We start from the raw sequence: 15,942 nt of genomic DNA, 5'->3' as shown, positions 1-15,942 counted from the left end.
CTAAATTTAAAATATGAAACCAAAACAAAAAACCTTCATCATCATCCTTACTTCCTTTGCTCTTTTTACCTTTACACCACATGTTTTTGCAACTGCTGGTGGATTTCACAGTAGCAGAGGATCGCGTAGCTCTATCGGTCGTCGCACCAGTCAGTGGTCTGATGAACATACAAGTTATCAGAGATATACTTATAACAATTCTTATTATCATTCTACAGGACATTATTATAACAACTCGACTGCTTATGGTTTTTCACCTTTTAGCCTAATCCTTGGTGTTTTAGTAGTTGGTGGGATAGTGTTGAAATCAAAGAAACCAATGATAGGACGACAAAGCTATGTCCACGACAAAACACTAGTCGACGAGACGCTTGCAGAGCAAGTCGAAACAAATTTTTTGCTTATTCAAGATGCTTGGGATCATCAAAATCTAAAACCTGTCGAACACCTTTACAGTGAAGCACTCTATGCTAAACATCAAAAGATGTTAACTAAAATGGCACAGAAGGGACTCCTGAATCATACACATAGCATTGTGATTGATGGTCTAAGCAGGTTAAAACAAAAAAATAGCTCTCAATTTGAAATAGATATTTCGTTTGTAGCTATTGATTTTCTTGTTGAACTCAATACACAGCGTATCATTAAGGGGAACAATATGACACGTGATGCCTTCAAGCAACGCTGGACTTTTATCACAAACGGAGATAAACTAAAAGTTGCTAAGATTAAGGAGTTAAAAATATAAGGTAAACAAATCTTATTCTCCTGTATCGTCTAGCAAAAAAGCTACAATTTTGGTAAAATGAGGTGCTATGGAAAAAATAAAAAACTTTGCTAAGACCGAAGCATTTACTTATCTTGTCTTCGGTGTCTTGACAACACTTGTCTATTACATTTTTATGCAGTCGAGTTTTTATCTGCTTAATCACCCTGGAATAAACGCTGGGGCGATTTCAGAGGCTATTGGACAAATTATCAGTATTATCTTTGCTTTCTTTACTAATAAGATTTGGGTTTTCAAACATAAGTCCACGCACATTTTCCGTGATTTCCTTAACTTTGCTGCTGGACGCTTGTTCTTCATGCTTTTAGCCATTGTTTTGAAATGGTGGTTTATCGATAGTCATCCGGAAATTTTGATGAACCTCTTACACTTGAAAAAACCTGTAGTCGTTCTCGCCCTCTCACTTGCAATCCAAGTATTGAATATTGTCTTGAACTACTTCTATTCTAAATTTATTGTTTTCCGTAAAAAAGCGAAAGTATAAATGTATAATAAAAAAACGTCTGCCAAAACAGAGCGTTTTTTTATTTTCTAATTTCTTTAATAAATGCAACAATCTCACCACGTCGGGTTTCGATTTGACCAAAGGACTTTTTCTGATAAGTAGCATTGAATACTGCTCCGATGATAATAACTTTAGCAATAAAAATAAACCAAATCATTAAACCAAAAATAAGCAAGGAACCAACCAGTTTAAAGTCACGCATTTGCCCTAAAGCTCGACTTAAATAGGCCCCAAAAAAATGAGGCAGTGCCACAAGGACCAAGGTAGAGAAAATGGTCCCCGGCATAATATAGCGGAGTTTATGTATTTTGACATTGGGTAAGACAAAGTACAGTAAAATCAAAGAAATAAGCACAACAATGATGACAACGGGTAAGGTAGCTGTTTGCAAAGTCCGGTACAGTCGATCATCAAAGGCAAAGAGATTCTCATGCACATAGGTCAAAATCACCTGACCAAATGTTGAAATTAAGATGGTTAAAGAGAGCATAACCATAAGCCCTAAGCCAACAACTAAACCAATAATTCGGCTGAGAATGAAGTCTCGATGTTCTGAAACCTCATAAGCTTTATTCATAGCCATCTGTAAGGTCGCAAGTGCACGGGAAAATGTCCAGAAACCAGCCAAAACGGAAATCGAAAGTAATCCTGTATTGGGATTTTCCAAGACATTTCGGATAAATCCAACACTCATATCATAAATCTGATCCGGAATCTGATCATGAAGCACATCCAAAATCATATCAATATCAAGATTTAAGAAGGGGAGAATGTTGGCAAAAATCAAAAGCAGCGGGAAAATTGATAAAAGCAAGTAATAAGCCACAGCAATACTTGATAAGGACATCTCTGAACTTTTATAAAAGTTCATAAAGTCCTTCAAAGTTTGCCAAGACGACACACGTTGAAAAAGAGCTTTCATCTGGTCTTCTCCTCCTTTCATTTTTACGTCTTAATAAATAGGAGAAACTTATTAGTAAGTGCCTTCTTCTCCTTGGCTTGTCAAAATTACTGGACCATCTTTGGTAATGACAAACTGATGTTCATATTGACATGATAAACCACCATCCAATGTCTTATGCATCCAGCCTGTTTCCATATCCGTATCAATTTCCCAAGTTCCTGTCGAAATCATTGGTTCAACGGTCAAAACCATGCCCTCACGCAAACGCAAACCACGTCCAGCTTTTCCGTAATGAGGCACAAGTGGATCTTCGTGGAAAGTTGGGCCCATCCCATGACCGACAAGGTCACGAACCACGCCATAACCACGACTTTCTGCATGTTCTTGAATAGCTGCTCCAATGTCCCCGATACGGTTACCAACGACAGCTTGCTCGATTCCAAGATAGAGACACTCACGTGTCACATCCATAAGGTTCTTAACTTCTTCTGATGGTGTGCCAACAGCATAAGCCCAGCAGCTATCTGCAATAGCTCCGCTGAAACCTTCGGTATATTTCTTCATCTCAGGAACATTATCAAAATCAAGTTTTGAAACGTCAATAGAGCCGTCTTCAACCATGCCTAAAACCATATCTACTTTGATAAGGTCGCCATCTTTTAATTTCATGTGACGAGGGAAGCTGTGCGCAACCTCATCATTCAGTGAACAACATGTTGCATAGGGGTAATCCATAATTGAACCATCCACACCGATTTGGAGAGGAAGAGTATTATTTTCTTTACAAACTTTTCGTACATATTCTTCAATTTCCCACATGTCGATACCTGGTTTTATCAAATCGCGCAAACCGATATGGATGCTTGCCAACAAAGAGCCAGCACGATCCATTTGATCTATTTCACGTTGAGATTTTAATGTAATCACTATTTTTACCTTCTTCTAAATATTTCTTTAATCGTAATGATACTCCTATTTTATCATAAAAATACTGTGGTAGAAAGCCCCGAAAAATGCATGGGAGCTGATTTTTCTGGAATTTCTTGATATAATTCTGTTATATAAATTTCACAAGGGAGCAAAAAATGGCTTTAGCAAAAGTAGTTTATGCAAGTATGACAGGTAATACGCAAGAAATCGCGGAAATCGTCGCTGATAAATTGGAAGATTTAGGTCTTGATGTAGATTTGGACGAATGTACTTCAGTTGATGCTGACGAATTTGAAGATGCGGATCTTTGTATCGTTGCCACTTATACTTATGGTGATGGGGAATTGCCAGATGAAATCGTTGATTTCTATGAAGACTTGCAAGATGTTGATCTTTCCGGAAAAACTTTCGGTGTTTGTGGTTCAGGAGATACTTTCTATGATGATTTCTGTATTTGTGTCGACATGTTTGAGGAACAATTTGCACTTACTGGAGCTGAAAAAGGGGCAGACTCTGTCAAAGTTGACTTGAATGCTGAGGATGAAGATATTACAAATCTTGAGGCTTTTGCAGAAACTTTAGCAGCCAAAGTTCAATAAAATAAAAAACTGCTCATGAGCAGTTTTTTTATAGACTAAACATCAAAATTCCCGCCGCAACGGCGACATTCAAAGACTCTGCACGTCCAGGCATCTCTATATGGACCAGTTGATCGGCCACCGCGACTGCCTGAGCAGAGACACCTGCGCCTTCATTCCCCATAACTAAGGCAAAATCCTTTTCTGCTACAAGTTCTTTATGACTGATGGACTGGTTAGATAAAGTGGTAACATAAAGAGGAATGTGCGCTTTTTGCAATTCCGTAAAATCTGCCACAGACAAAATAGGAATGTGAAAGTTACTCCCTTGCATACTTCGCATCACTTTTGGAGCATAAACATCTGCCGTATCTCCCAGACAAAGTACTGCTGAAAATCCTGCAGCATCAGCTGTCCGAATCATCGTCCCGACATTGCCGGGATCTTGGACATTTTCAAGTACTAAGTACTTACCGTGCTTCAACTCAACTTTCACTTCTTCGAAAGCTACCTCAGCGACAACACCTTGCGGTGTTCCAGCATCCGATAGGCTTTTGAGAACTTCTGAACTCACTGCGATAACTTCTTCCAGATGTGCAACTTGGTGATATTTGTTTTCTTCCACAAAGATTTGTAAAATTTTTGCTCCTGAATTGACAGCTTCTTCTAGCAAATGAAAGCCCTCAATAAGATAAGAATTTTTGCGGTATTTTTTCTTTGTCAGCAGCTTACGTGCTTCTTTTATTTTTTTATTGTCTTTTGCTGTAATAATTTCCATTTGCTATAATTATAACATAGAATATATGAAGATTTTTTATTTTCCTATAAGGAGGTATATATGTATAAGATTAAAATGGTAGCCCATGGTCAAGTACAAGGTGTGGGTTTCCGCTATGGTACAGTCCAAATCGCACGTCAGCTCAATCTTAAAGGTCGTGTTTGGAATAATTCCGATGGCACTGTGGGCCTTTATGTCCAATCAAATAGCCAGAAAGCTTTATCAGATTTTGAAGATAAACTTCGTAAAGGACCAACTCCTTTTGCCTCAGTCACAAATCTCGAAATATATCCGGACGAATTCCCAGACTTTAAAAATTTCGATATTAAATATTAATAAAAAAAGACTGTCTGAAACAGTCTTTTTATTACCAATTAAAAAGATTAAGAAGCATCAGATGCCATTTGACTTCATCAGCATAGTACATATTTCCACCATTAACGTAGAGTTTTCCTCTGCTATTCATCAAAGAATCAACAGTGACATGATAGTACGTTGCGCTTGTCGTATTTCCCAAACTAGGTGCTACAACTGTACGCGAATATTTTTCAGCCAGTTCTAAATTATTTTTTCCACCATTTTTCGCAACATAATCTATGTATGCTTGACCAAAGTTATATGCTTGAACCCCTGTCCAAATATCAACTTTTTTATCTTCAGCGTACTCTAAAACTTTACAAAGATTGGAAACCCCTTGCTCGATACTCTTATCTTCATCTGAAATACTGTTTTGATTGCCATTCAAACTCTCGCTCGACTGCATAACATCCGCAGCATTTCCTTTTGTCTCTGTATAAATAATAGCTAATGCAAGTTTTGTATCTCCCTCCAAGCCTTGAGCTTTAAGGGTTGCATCAACCGATTTTTCATATTGCATCACGTTTTTTACGTTTTTATAAGTTCTGTGCACGTAAAAACCTGCTCCAACCACTGCTGCCAGTAGCGCAAGCTTGATGAATAGCTTCAAAATTTTCAACATTTATCTATTCCTAATCATTTTTTCGACGGCTCGTGTCTCAATTCCAGTTGTTATTTTATGCCATCTCATGTTAAAAACTTCTCTAGCATTTCCACCTTTATTTACTTATCACTGATCACTGATCATTTTTATTCGGGTTGGTGGAAATTTTGTTAAAAAAGTCGTACCTATATTCTAGACTAATGGAAACCCTTTTGTCAAATCTAATGCAAATTGGCGAACCTCTTGAAGGGCAAATTCGTCATCTTTATTCGATAACGCTTTAATAATTGCTTGTGCAATCTTACGGCTTTCTTCTTCTTTCATACCGCGACTAGTGATTGCTGCTGCACCGATACGTACGCCACTTGTTTTAAAAGGACTAAGCTCCTCACCAGGAACAGAGTTTTTATTGAGTGTGATGTTAACTGTATCGAGTAGATTTTGTGCTTCTTTACCGTTGATCCCAAGCTCTGTTACTTTAACAAGGAACAAATGATTATCTGTGCCATCTGAGATAACGTGCAAACCAGCTCTACTAAATTCATCAGCCATAGCTGCAGTATTTTTCACTACTTGGTCAATATAAGTTGAAAAATCTGGTGACAGAGCTTCTTTAAAAGCAACTGCTTTAGCAGCAATAACGTGCTCCAAGGGACCACCTTGTAACCCTGGGAAAATAGCACTGTTGATTTTTTTAGCTAGCTCTTCATCATTTGTCAAAATAAGACCACCACGTGGGCCACGCAACGTTTTATGCGTTGTAGAGGTTACTACATCTGCATAAGGGAAAGGACTTGGATGATGGCCTGTAGCTACAAGACCAGCGATATGAGCCATATCTACCATTAGTTTTGCTCCAACACGATCTGCAATCTCACGGAATTTTGAAAAATCAATAATACGCGAATAAGCTGATGCTCCAGCAACAATAAGTGCTGGGTGATGCTTTTCAGCTTGTTCTGCAATTTCGTCAAAATCAAGCAACTCTGTTTCTGGATTAAGACCGTAAGAAACAAAATTATACATCTTGCCTGAGAAGTTGACTTGAGAACCATGAGTCAAATGCCCACCAGAATTCAAGTCCATACCGAGTACAGTATCTCCGGGCTCAATCAGTGCCATGTAAGCTGCTGCATTGGCTTGTGAGCCAGAATGTGGCTGCACATTAGCAAAGTCTGCATGGAAGAGTTCTTTGGCGCGCTCTATGGCCAAGTTTTCTACCACATCTACAGCTTCAGTTCCGCCGTAATAACGTTTTTCAGGATAACCTTCTGCGTATTTATTAGTTAGGACAGATCCCTGAGCTGCACGTACCGCTGGGGATACGATATTTTCTGAGGCAATTAACTCAATTGTTTCTTGTTGTCGAACTTCTTCGGCATGTATAGCAGCCCAAAGTTCTGGATCAAACGCTTCAAAATTATAAATTTCCATGTGTGTCTCCTTTGCCTTATACGATGCTTACCTCAAGCTTTTTTTGATTGCGTGGGTAGCTTTTGTACATCTTCCATTATATCTAAAGCAAAGTGTCGAACCAAATTATTTGTTCAGACAATTTCAGATAATTCTGGAACAGCATCAAGAAGCTGTTGGGCTGTAATTGCCCCTTGACGTAAAATTTTGGGCTTTTCACCTGAAAGGTCTAGAATCGTCGTATCTAGGCCAGAAACACTATCATCTTGAAGTGCAACAGCTGCTTTATCAAGGATAGCTGATGTTAAATCCTCATAGAAACGTGGACTTGGTGAGCCCGTAAGATTAGCAGATGGACCAACTAAAACCCCTAAAGCTTTAATTACTTCTTGCGTAGCTGAAATAGACGGCATACGGAATCCAACAGTGGTTTTCCCAACATGAATCCACTCAGGAACTTCAGGACTGGCTTCTAAAATAATTGTCAGTGGTCCAGGTAGAAAAGTTTGTACGAGTTTTTCAAGATAAGCAGGCTGATGCACTGAAAATTTTAAAATTGTATCATAGTCTGACACGTTCATATTTAACGCTTTTTCAACAGGCCTTCCTTTTACAGCATAAAGTTTTTGGACCGCTGCCTCGTTGGTGGCATCCGCAAAAATACCATATACTGTTTCTGTTGGTAATACTGCTAATTCTCCTGCTTTTAAAGCTGCTATTGCTTTTTCAACTGTCATTTTATAGCTCCTTTCTTAAGTAGCATTTATCTTTAAGTAATTTCCCATTTTCGTAAATAGGAAAACTATAATGGTCAATAAAATAATTTTTTATCTTATGGGTGTATGTAAAACCACAAGCTTCATAAAAAAGAACATTTCCAGATTCCTCGTCGGTTCCAACGGTCATAACGCCTTGGCCTTTGTACTTTTTAAAAAGGTAATCTAAAAGTGCTCTGCCATAGCCCTGACCCTGTGCTGCAGTAGCTACAGCTAGATTTTCGATTTCGAGAGTTGAGCTGACCACACACACTGCCCTAACTTCGGCCTGATTCATCAATACAAAAAGTTCACCCTTTGCAAGATACGTCATAATATGCTCATAATCGTCTGCTAAAAGAAGTAAAGGAAGATATCTATCTTTCTCTACTTCTATACGTTTTATTTCCATCTATGTCACACTTATCATACGGTCTTTTTCAAATATATCGCGGTGCACACGAACTTTTTTAGTGGGAAAAGCTTTCTCAAACAAGTCCTTCACTGCTGAACCTTGCTTATACCCAATTTCTAGATATATTTTTCCTTCTGGCTTTAAAAATTGGCGAGCTGCTTCAGCAATTTTCTGATAAATTGCCAGACCTTGCTTTTCAGCAAAGAGTGCACTATCCGGTTCAAAGCGAATGACGGATTGATCCATTTCATATGTTTCATCAAAGGCAATATAGGGAGGGTTGGACACAATAATATCGTACTGACCTGGGATATTTTCAAAGACATCAGAGAGAATGAAATTAAGAGAAAGTTGATGTGTTTTTGCATTCAATTGAGCAAGTTCAAGTGCTTTTTCTGAAAGATCCGATGCAGTAATGTCCCACTGTTTTCTTTTCTGAGCGAGCGCTAGAGCAATAGCTCCCGATCCTGTACCAATATCTAAAACCGCGCGTTTATCTTGCTCATTTTCAGCGAGAATCATCTGCACCAGCTCTTCTGTTTCTGGACGTGGAATCAGAACACGCTCATCCACAGCAAGTTTTAAATCACAGAATTCAGCCCATCCCACAATATATTGTGGCGGTTCATTATTTTTTAAACGCTGCGCGACAGATGTAAGTACAGCTAAATCCGTATCTGAAATCGTTTCTCTTTGTAAATTTAACCACTGTAATTTTGTAATCTCGTGTAAATTTCTCCAGACGAATTCCAGAGCGAAAGGCTCTTCCAAATCTTGAGATAATTGGCGCACAGCCTCAATCCATAACATTTTTTCTTTCCTCACTTTCCTCTCATTTTAAAGGAGAGGGAAAACACGCCCCAATAAATAAATGATGATGGGGATTTTCAGATTATCTTTTTCAAAAAGGACACCATTTTCATTCCGTGTCCTATTTTTCTCATTGACAATATTTTCCAATCTTCCTAGAGCCAGTGCATCAAAGCTTTTCATAATTTCCGTCACTGATTGACTGCTGTATTTGCCAAATTCTGTAAGAGAAAGAACTTTTTTACGTTTGCTCCAATTGTCTCCTTCTTTGAGCTCTTGCCAAAGACGACAATAAGCATTGTCCTTATAAAAGTCAATGCTCATCCGTACGCGTCTATCCAACCTCTGAAGATGCTTTGAAGGACTCTCAACATTTTCAATGGTAATCCAATAATCTTGGTTAACGGCTTGGCAATAGAGCAAATCAAAGTGCGTTTCTTGGTTACTAACTTCAAAGACAAGGACTTTTGTCTCAACGTCCTTCGCTCTCTTCGCCGTTTCCATACGTCTTTGTTCTTCTGACCGTAGCTGAATAGTAAACCCTTCAAATTGAAATACAGTCATTACTTGTTAAGCTCCGCCAATTTTTCGGTTTGATCATAAACCACGAGTGCATCAATGACTTCATCCATTTTACCAGAAAGAATCGTATCTAACTTTTGTAAAGTCAGTCCGATACGGTGATCTGTCACACGGTTTTGTGGGAAATTATAGGTACGGATACGTTCTGAACGGTCACCTGTTCCGACAGTAGACTTGCGTTCGGCGTTTTGTTTATCCAACTCAATTTGTTGATAGTAATCAAATACCTTTGTGTTAAGCAACTTGATAGCCTTGTCACGGTTTTTTTGCTGCGTACGTTCTTCTTGCATTTCGACTTTGATACCTGTAGGCAAGTGAACCATACGTACAGCTGTCGCAACCTTATTGACATTTTGTCCACCAGCACCTGAGGCGTGGTAGATATCAACACGGAGATCTTTTTGCTCAATTTTCATCTCGAATTCTTCAACTTCAGGCATGACAAGAACTGTTGCTGTTGAAGTATGTACACGACCTTGTGTTTCTGTTGATGGCACGCGCTGGACGCGGTGAGCGCCAGATTCATATTTTAGTTTGCTGTAAACAGAAGTTCCCGAAACAAGAGCTGAAACTTCTTTATAACCCCCAATGCTTGTCACACTGGCTTCCATGATTTCAAATTTCCAACCTTGTGACTCTGCATAATGTTGGTACATATTTAACAAATCGCCAGCGAAAAGAGCTGCTTCATCACCACCTGCTGCGCCGCGAATTTCTAAGATGATATTTTTATCATCATTTGGGTCTTTAGGAAGCAAGAGAATTTTAATCTTTTCTTCCAGTTCTTCTTTAGCTGCTTTTGCTTCTGAAAGCTCCTCTTTGAGCATCTCTTTCATGTCCTCATCAAGGCCACCTTCACCAAGCATTTCTTCACTGTCAGAAATAGTTTCAAGCACTTTTTTATATTCATTATAAGTAGCTACAGTATCTCGCAGATTCGCTTCTTCACGTGAAAGTTCCATAAAGCGCTTTGTATCATTGACAACCTGTGGATCACTGAGTAATTCGCCCAGCTCCTCATATCGTCCTACCATCGTTTCAAGTTGATCAAACATTTTTTATTTTTCCTTACTTCTTTTTTATATCTCTTCTTTTATACGATTACTATCCATCTTTTTCAAAGGGTGAAAATAGTGCTTACGGCACACTGGAATATAACTCTCATTACCACCAATCTGAAGTTGCTCGCCTTCATAGACAGGTTCGCCTTCAACCATGCGTAAAACCATCGTTGCTTTTTTACTGCAATACCAGCAAATCGTTTTAATTTCTTCGATTTTATCAGCCAGAAGCAATAAGTATTTTGAGCCTTCAAAAAGTTCATTTCTGAAATCATTTTTTAAGCCAAAAGCCATCACAGGGACATTTAAATCATCAACCACGCGTGCCAGATCATAAATGTTTTGTTTATTAAGAAATTGAGCTTCATCAATCAGAACACAAAAAGGCCTTATCGGCAAGCTTTCGATATATTCATAGACATTCATGGTCTCGTCAATCGCTACAGCTTCGCTACTCATACCAATACGACTGGCGACTATCCCAACACCAGCACGTGTATCTAAACTAGAAGTCATAATCAAAACAGGCTTCCCCTGCTCTTCATAATTATGGGCAACTTTCAAGATTTCGATACTTTTGCCTGAATTCATACTGCCGTATTTGAAGTACAATTGTGCCATTTCTATCCCCTTAATTTCCCTATTTTTCCTAAATCTTCCCAGTCCGCACCACTAAAGGATTTGTGAGGGTTTGTCTGAGGACTTTCATTTCCCAGAAATTCCCTAAATTCACTTCGTTATGGTGCTTTTTATGGTGCCAATTCATTTTCCATGGTGCCTTTTTGGTGCCTTTTTGGTGCCTTTTATTTAAAACATCCATATTTTCCAGTTTAATCTGCAAATCTTGACGATTCTCTGGTAACACGTGCGTGTATACGCCGTTTGTAATTCGCGCATCGGAATGTCCAACACGTTCCATCACAGCTTTCTGTGGTACCCCTAGAAAAGCCAACATGGTAATATGCGAATGCCTCAACATATGAGCAGAAAAACGTTTGTAGTCTTTTCCAAACAGATCAGCTCGCGCACCTTCTAACTTCATATAATGATTGACATCTGCATTACGGATTTGATAGCCATTTGTTTTCACAAACACAAACCTTGAGTTTTGCTTGATATTTCGAAAATTTTCAAGAAGTTGAAGACAACGTTCATTTAAAGTCACGTAACGTACAGATTGTGGATTTTTCGTCGGCCCTAGTTTTTTTAGATTATTATTCCAGCTGTATTCAATATAAATCACACGCTTCAAAATATCAACATGGGACCATTGGAGAGCAGTTGCTTCTCCAATTCTCAAACCTGTAAGAAAAAGAAATTCCACAAAATCTGCTCGCCTAAAATCATCCTCTTCAACCGCATATTTTCGCCAGCTTTTAAGAAACTGGCGCATCTCATCCATGGTAAAGAATTTCTCTTTCCACTTGGCAAAACTGGCCGCTGTTTTCTTTTGCCTTGGTAACATGATACGGTTCATGATATTTTCTTGAGTAAATCCCATAGAATAAGCATATTGGAAAACATGTCCTATACGCAGAGCCAAAGTGCGCCGTGTTGTGTTCGAATATTCATTTGAAAAGAGATATTCTTGCATTTCTTTTGCTGCAACATTTGCTATTTCACGCTCCCCAAACTTACTTATAAAATCTTTCAAACTGTAAGTTTCAGATAAATAAGTACTTTCAGCTAACTCTGCTTTTCGGATTTTTTTGGATTCCTCATAACATGCGTTGACCGTTTTTGGCTTCTCTACAGGATCCTGACTCTTTCCAAGTTTTTCCTCGATTTTTAGTTCAAGTTCTATACGTGCTTGTCTTTGAGCTTCGCGACCACATGTGTTTTTGGTAACAGATACCTGTTTCCATCTTCCCGTATCATCTTGATACTTCTCAAAAAAACGCCATTTACCATTGCTTTTTTGTTTTTTATACATTTTTTACTTTCTACTTTCTTTTATCAAAATAAAATAGAGAGTAAACAGAATTCTCTCTATTTTAACATATTTACAAACTTTTTTGTCGTGCTTCTGACCGTGATTTCAAAAATTTTTCATAACCATTGATTGAAATATTTACTCGCCCATGAGTAGGACGCAGAATATATTTCGAGAATTCCGAAGAGCGTCTCATCAGTGTTAAATCATTTGAAAGTGTGCCCTTTGCAACTCCAAAAATTTGACAGATTTCTTCTTTATTTCCATAACGTTTTTCAACCATTCACTACCTCCTTCAAAATATAGTGTGAAATTTCTTATTCAATGTTAAGCTGCTGCAAACTTAAAAATGTGAGCCTCACAAGCATTGACTGAGAATATCTCGAATCAAACTCAAGGGAATATTACTCCTTTTGTTATAACCTGAGATAGCTTTCTTCCCCGTTCGTGTATTTCCAATGGTGTATTCTGAATATTGTGGCAATTTCAAATTCAGCTTAAGGTTGGAATAGAAACAAGTCGGCTTTTGTGAAAATTCCTGTTCGTAATCGTTATAACAGACGATATTTTTAATGCCTGAGAAGTTGAGGATATGACGATAATAGCGCCACAACTTGCCATTGGCGGGATTCTCAATCACAAAAACTCTAGGTTTATAGCGCTTGATAATGCGTGTCGTATTGTAAGCACAAAGCTCCCCATTGATGCGAGAATAGACAAGTTTGCTGTACTTAGGATGCGCAGCCCAATTACATGTCTTTGTGCACATCTCCCGCTGAGGAACCAAAGCGAAGTCATCTGTCTGATCCTCTCCAAAAAGTGTACGCACCACCGGTCGCTTCCAGTAAATAGAGCCATCCTTGATGTTGGTTGAAGTCGACCAGCACTCACACGGCGGCGAGGCTAGTATAATGTCTGGCTTTGGCAGTTGGTCCAGTTTTTCAAACAGGTAACAATTTCCAAAAAGTTCACTGGAATCTGCCAAGTTCAGATGGATAAAGTGATCGTGCTTATTTTCCTTATCCATACCCACACAGTAGACCTCACAAGTCTCCGCAAAATAACGTTCTATGGCTTGCTTATAACAGCCATTGCCCGAGTCAAAAAGTGCCCAAACGATTGTTTTCTTCAAAATTTTCTCCTTTAACGCAAAAAAATGCTCTGGTTAACTGCCCCAGAGCATCTGTTTTCATCACTTTCTCAAACAGTTTTATTTATTTTTAATAGAAGAGTTAACGCCACCAATCATCTATTTCTTGTAAAACTTCTATTTGTTCGAGTCCCATCTCCTCAAGAATTTCAGAAGGCAAGAGAGATAAATCATTACCAAGTAGGTAGTCTACCACTCTTTTTGTGCCTTCGACAGCACTTCCAGAAATAACCACCTTATATTCCACTTCATTGAGCTCCTCTATTGGTTGACGTTCCTCAACATTATATCTATCAAAGGGTTGGTAGCGGCTGATTTTCCAAACTTTTTCCCACTTGTCCAGTACAACGTTTTTTCCAATCCAACGTTCTATCAGTCGTTCTTTTTTTAAATCCATTTATTCTCCAATTAAATTCCTAAATCACTAAGTTCTTTCAAAAAAAGCGCTGACTCTTTGTCAGTGCTCTACTCTACTTCTCCATAATTGTCTGTTTCTATCATAGCGTAACCTTACGTATAGAAAAAACAAACCAAGTATTTACAACTCAGTCGGTTTTCATTTGATTATTTATTTTTCTGTGTTAATGATGAGGGCAGGGCGAAAGGCAAAAACCGCGGGATATGAAGTAATTATACCTCCTGTGTTAGTTATCAAAAAATGACTAGGAGGCCCCATCTGTCCAGGATTTCCGCCAGTACGTAGCCACCAAGATGCGCTAGAAGAAGTCGTACGGTCTGCAAGGTTACTGAAGGCACCATTTTGTGATAAGTGAGTCACATCTGCCAAAGAAAGAGAAAATGCTCCCCTTCGTCCTTCAGGACTCACTACCGTCAAATCTTCTGCTTGAGTCGAGAAATCCTCTAGATTAGTCGGTATCCAATCGTTGCCGTCTTTTTGTTCCCAAGTGAGTCCTCTAGCATCAAACACATTTGTCATAAGCGGATTTGCCACAGGTTGAACAATAGACTTGACCGTATCATCAAGGGTATCATACCAATCTTGATGAGCGTGCATTTCTACTGAAGCACCAAAACCTGTTGAAGCACTACCATCATTTTTTATAATCATATGATTCCCCTCCCCCATATCCTCAAGGTAGCGATATTGCTCGCCTGCCATAGTAAAGATACGACCAGAAGACATCACATTAAAATCAAAAGCATGTACAGGAGCGTCTGCTGCAGGAGAAGGATTGCCATCGCCATCGTTTCTGATACTTGCAAGGAGGTCAGACAGGTTACTAGAAGCTCCCGCCTCGTCCTCAAACTCTCGGTCTGGACTGATCAGTTGACTGTCCACATGGATACCATAATAGTATGAACCGTTGATGGCATCCGCTGCTGGAGTCATTTCTGCCGCATCAAGCAAGTAGGATGTTGCACGTCCTCCATTAAGCTGATTAGCCCAATAGGCCCAACCTGTTTCGTGGTCAATGACCCAGAAATTACCGATTTGCTCCTCTTCTTCAAGCCCAGCCCAAGTTTGAAGAGTAATCGGTGCACGGTCTTGCGAGAGGTTTTGTGCGGTTTCTCGTGTCACCATTGAACCCGGCCAAGTGCCCGTGCTGTTGTCGTGACTTTCACCTTCAGACCAGTAAGCGTCTGTACCGTCTCCCGGATGTGTGGCTCCTTCTTCAAGATAGTCACGGGCATCACCTGCGGCAGCTGTGCGAAGATCTTCATCATTGTGATTAAAGGTCGGCAGATACCAAGGTGCTGTCTGTCCACCACGTGTCCAACCAAAGGTCAGGTTAGAATATTGGTTAAAGGCTGCTCCAGCACCTGTACGTGTTCCAATGCTACCTGCACTTGGGATATAAGTGGTCCAAGTACTTAGAGTTTCTCGCTCAGTATCAGGGACGACAGGTTCAAAGCTACTTTGTCCACGCCCTTGAATTTCCATAAACTCTGAAAGTCTAATACGTGCCATGATGGGCTCTTGCCCATAGTTTTCGACAAAGACATCTTTGTTCTCCGTGTCTCGGTTGTAGTAGTCGTGGACACGTCCTCCGACATCCACTTCATTCTCTCGCAAGCGATCGTTAATGGCTTGTTGGTTGAAAGCTGTGAAGGCAAAAGTGCCACCGATTAAGCCCACAAGAGCTAAGAGCGAAATATTCCGCAATTTTCTTTTTTGTTCTTTATTCATTTAATTCTCCCTACTTCATTTATTATTAAAAAATGCCAAAAAACGCCCTTTTACCCAGGACGTCTATTGAGTGCATAGTGAAAAAGGCGGAAATCTACCGCCTGCTCTGCTCTGCTCTGCTCTGCTCTGCTCTGCTCTGCTCTGCTCTGCTCTGCTCTGCTCTGCTCTGCTCTGCTCTGCTCTGCTCTGCTCTGCTCTGCTCTGCTCTGCTCTGCTCTGCTCTGCTCTGCT

General features: G+C 39.5%; 20 protein-coding genes. 4 read left to right on the top strand and 16 right to left on the bottom strand.

The window, feature by feature from the left end:
- Nucleotides 1-13: 13 nt before the first annotated feature.
- A complete protein-coding gene (locus KJS37_RS03535) occupies nt 14-748 on the top strand; it encodes a Tim44 domain-containing protein (RefSeq protein WP_165712583.1) in 735 nt (244 codons plus the stop codon).
- Between the two features lie 67 nt (nt 749-815).
- Entirely contained in the window at nt 816-1,271 is a 456-nt protein-coding gene (locus KJS37_RS03530; protein WP_213495931.1) for a GtrA family protein, read from the top strand.
- A gap of 40 nt (nt 1,272-1,311) precedes the next feature.
- Here the strand turns inward: KJS37_RS03530 and KJS37_RS03525 are convergent, their stop codons facing one another.
- Complete coding sequence (locus KJS37_RS03525; RefSeq protein WP_003134316.1) at nt 1,312-2,214, bottom strand: YihY/virulence factor BrkB family protein; 903 nt, start codon at nt 2,212-2,214, stop codon at nt 1,312-1,314.
- 51 nt (nt 2,215-2,265) lie between these two features.
- Complete coding sequence (locus KJS37_RS03520) at nt 2,266-3,123, bottom strand: methionyl aminopeptidase (RefSeq protein WP_017368520.1); 858 nt, start codon at nt 3,121-3,123, stop codon at nt 2,266-2,268.
- A 158-nt stretch (nt 3,124-3,281) separates the two neighbouring features.
- Here KJS37_RS03520 and KJS37_RS03515 point away from each other — a divergent pair, with 158 nt between their 5' ends.
- Nucleotides 3,282-3,725 carry a flavodoxin gene (locus KJS37_RS03515; protein ID WP_096369195.1) on the top strand — a complete coding sequence of 148 codons (444 nt, stop codon included), beginning with the start codon at nt 3,282-3,284 and terminating at the stop codon, nt 3,723-3,725.
- 28 nt (nt 3,726-3,753) lie between these two features.
- On the opposite strand, the gene KJS37_RS03510 is transcribed toward KJS37_RS03515, so the two are convergent.
- A complete protein-coding gene (locus KJS37_RS03510) occupies nt 3,754-4,482 on the bottom strand; it encodes a TrmH family RNA methyltransferase (protein WP_213495929.1) in 729 nt (242 codons plus the stop codon).
- Nucleotides 4,483-4,542: 60 nt separating this feature from the next.
- Between KJS37_RS03510 and KJS37_RS03505 the strand changes: the two genes are divergently transcribed.
- On the top strand, nt 4,543-4,818 hold the full coding sequence (locus KJS37_RS03505) for an acylphosphatase (protein WP_096369193.1): 276 nt from the start codon (nt 4,543-4,545) through the stop codon (nt 4,816-4,818).
- Between the two features lie 31 nt (nt 4,819-4,849).
- Here KJS37_RS03505 and KJS37_RS03500 read toward each other — a convergent pair whose 3' ends face one another.
- The 13 genes from KJS37_RS03500 to KJS37_RS03440 all read right to left on the bottom strand — a co-directional run bounded on the left by KJS37_RS03500 (nt 4,850) and on the right by KJS37_RS03440 (nt 15,711).
- Nucleotides 4,850-5,461: a lysozyme family protein gene (locus KJS37_RS03500; protein ID WP_165712595.1), complete on the bottom strand. Its 612-nt coding sequence runs from the start codon at nt 5,459-5,461 to the stop codon at nt 4,850-4,852.
- Between the two features lie 174 nt (nt 5,462-5,635).
- Complete coding sequence (gene glyA, locus KJS37_RS03495) at nt 5,636-6,877, bottom strand: serine hydroxymethyltransferase (RefSeq protein WP_165712598.1); 1,242 nt, start codon at nt 6,875-6,877, stop codon at nt 5,636-5,638.
- A 113-nt stretch (nt 6,878-6,990) separates the two neighbouring features.
- On the bottom strand, nt 6,991-7,593 hold the full coding sequence (locus tag KJS37_RS03490) for an L-threonylcarbamoyladenylate synthase (RefSeq protein WP_165714880.1): 603 nt from the start codon (nt 7,591-7,593) through the stop codon (nt 6,991-6,993).
- A 1-nt stretch (nt 7,594) separates the two neighbouring features.
- Nucleotides 7,595-8,023 (bottom strand): GNAT family N-acetyltransferase, encoded by a 429-nt coding sequence (locus KJS37_RS03485; protein ID WP_165713760.1) that lies wholly within the window; start codon nt 8,021-8,023, stop codon nt 7,595-7,597.
- Nucleotides 8,024-8,836 (bottom strand): peptide chain release factor N(5)-glutamine methyltransferase, encoded by an 813-nt coding sequence (gene prmC, locus KJS37_RS03480; protein ID WP_165713759.1) that lies wholly within the window; start codon nt 8,834-8,836, stop codon nt 8,024-8,026.
- Nucleotides 8,837-8,863: 27 nt separating this feature from the next.
- Entirely contained in the window at nt 8,864-9,400 is a 537-nt protein-coding gene (locus tag KJS37_RS03475) for a hypothetical protein (protein WP_213495927.1), read from the bottom strand.
- Nucleotides 9,400-10,473: a peptide chain release factor 1 gene (gene prfA / locus KJS37_RS03470; protein WP_061414679.1), complete on the bottom strand. Its 1,074-nt coding sequence runs from the start codon at nt 10,471-10,473 to the stop codon at nt 9,400-9,402. The genes KJS37_RS03475 and prfA overlap by 1 nt, the downstream gene beginning before the upstream one ends.
- 24 nt (nt 10,474-10,497) lie before the next feature.
- The gene (locus KJS37_RS03465) at nt 10,498-11,100 is read right to left on the bottom strand and encodes a thymidine kinase (RefSeq protein ID WP_019335300.1); all 603 of its coding nucleotides are present in this window, start codon (nt 11,098-11,100) and stop codon (nt 10,498-10,500) included.
- Nucleotides 11,101-11,128: 28 nt separating this feature from the next.
- Nucleotides 11,129-12,412 (bottom strand): tyrosine-type recombinase/integrase, encoded by a 1,284-nt coding sequence (locus tag KJS37_RS03460; RefSeq protein WP_213495925.1) that lies wholly within the window; start codon nt 12,410-12,412, stop codon nt 11,129-11,131.
- 70 nt (nt 12,413-12,482) lie between these two features.
- On the bottom strand, nt 12,483-12,695 hold the full coding sequence (locus KJS37_RS03455; RefSeq protein ID WP_213495923.1) for a DNA-binding protein: 213 nt from the start codon (nt 12,693-12,695) through the stop codon (nt 12,483-12,485).
- Between the two features lie 75 nt (nt 12,696-12,770).
- Complete coding sequence (locus KJS37_RS03450) at nt 12,771-13,544, bottom strand: DNA methyltransferase (protein ID WP_244851322.1); 774 nt, start codon at nt 13,542-13,544, stop codon at nt 12,771-12,773.
- 100 nt (nt 13,545-13,644) lie between these two features.
- Nucleotides 13,645-13,959, bottom strand: coding sequence for a hypothetical protein (locus KJS37_RS03445; protein WP_213495921.1), 315 nt, complete (start codon nt 13,957-13,959; stop codon nt 13,645-13,647).
- A 171-nt stretch (nt 13,960-14,130) separates the two neighbouring features.
- Complete coding sequence (locus KJS37_RS03440; protein ID WP_213495919.1) at nt 14,131-15,711, bottom strand: hypothetical protein; 1,581 nt, start codon at nt 15,709-15,711, stop codon at nt 14,131-14,133.
- Nucleotides 15,712-15,942 lie beyond the last annotated feature (231 nt).

The sequence above is a fragment of the Lactococcus formosensis genome, from assembly GCF_018403745.1.
In the GTDB taxonomy this organism is placed as follows: Bacteria; Bacillota; Bacilli; order Lactobacillales; family Streptococcaceae; genus Lactococcus; species Lactococcus formosensis.
This window is presented reverse-complemented; position numbering and strand designations above follow the sequence as displayed.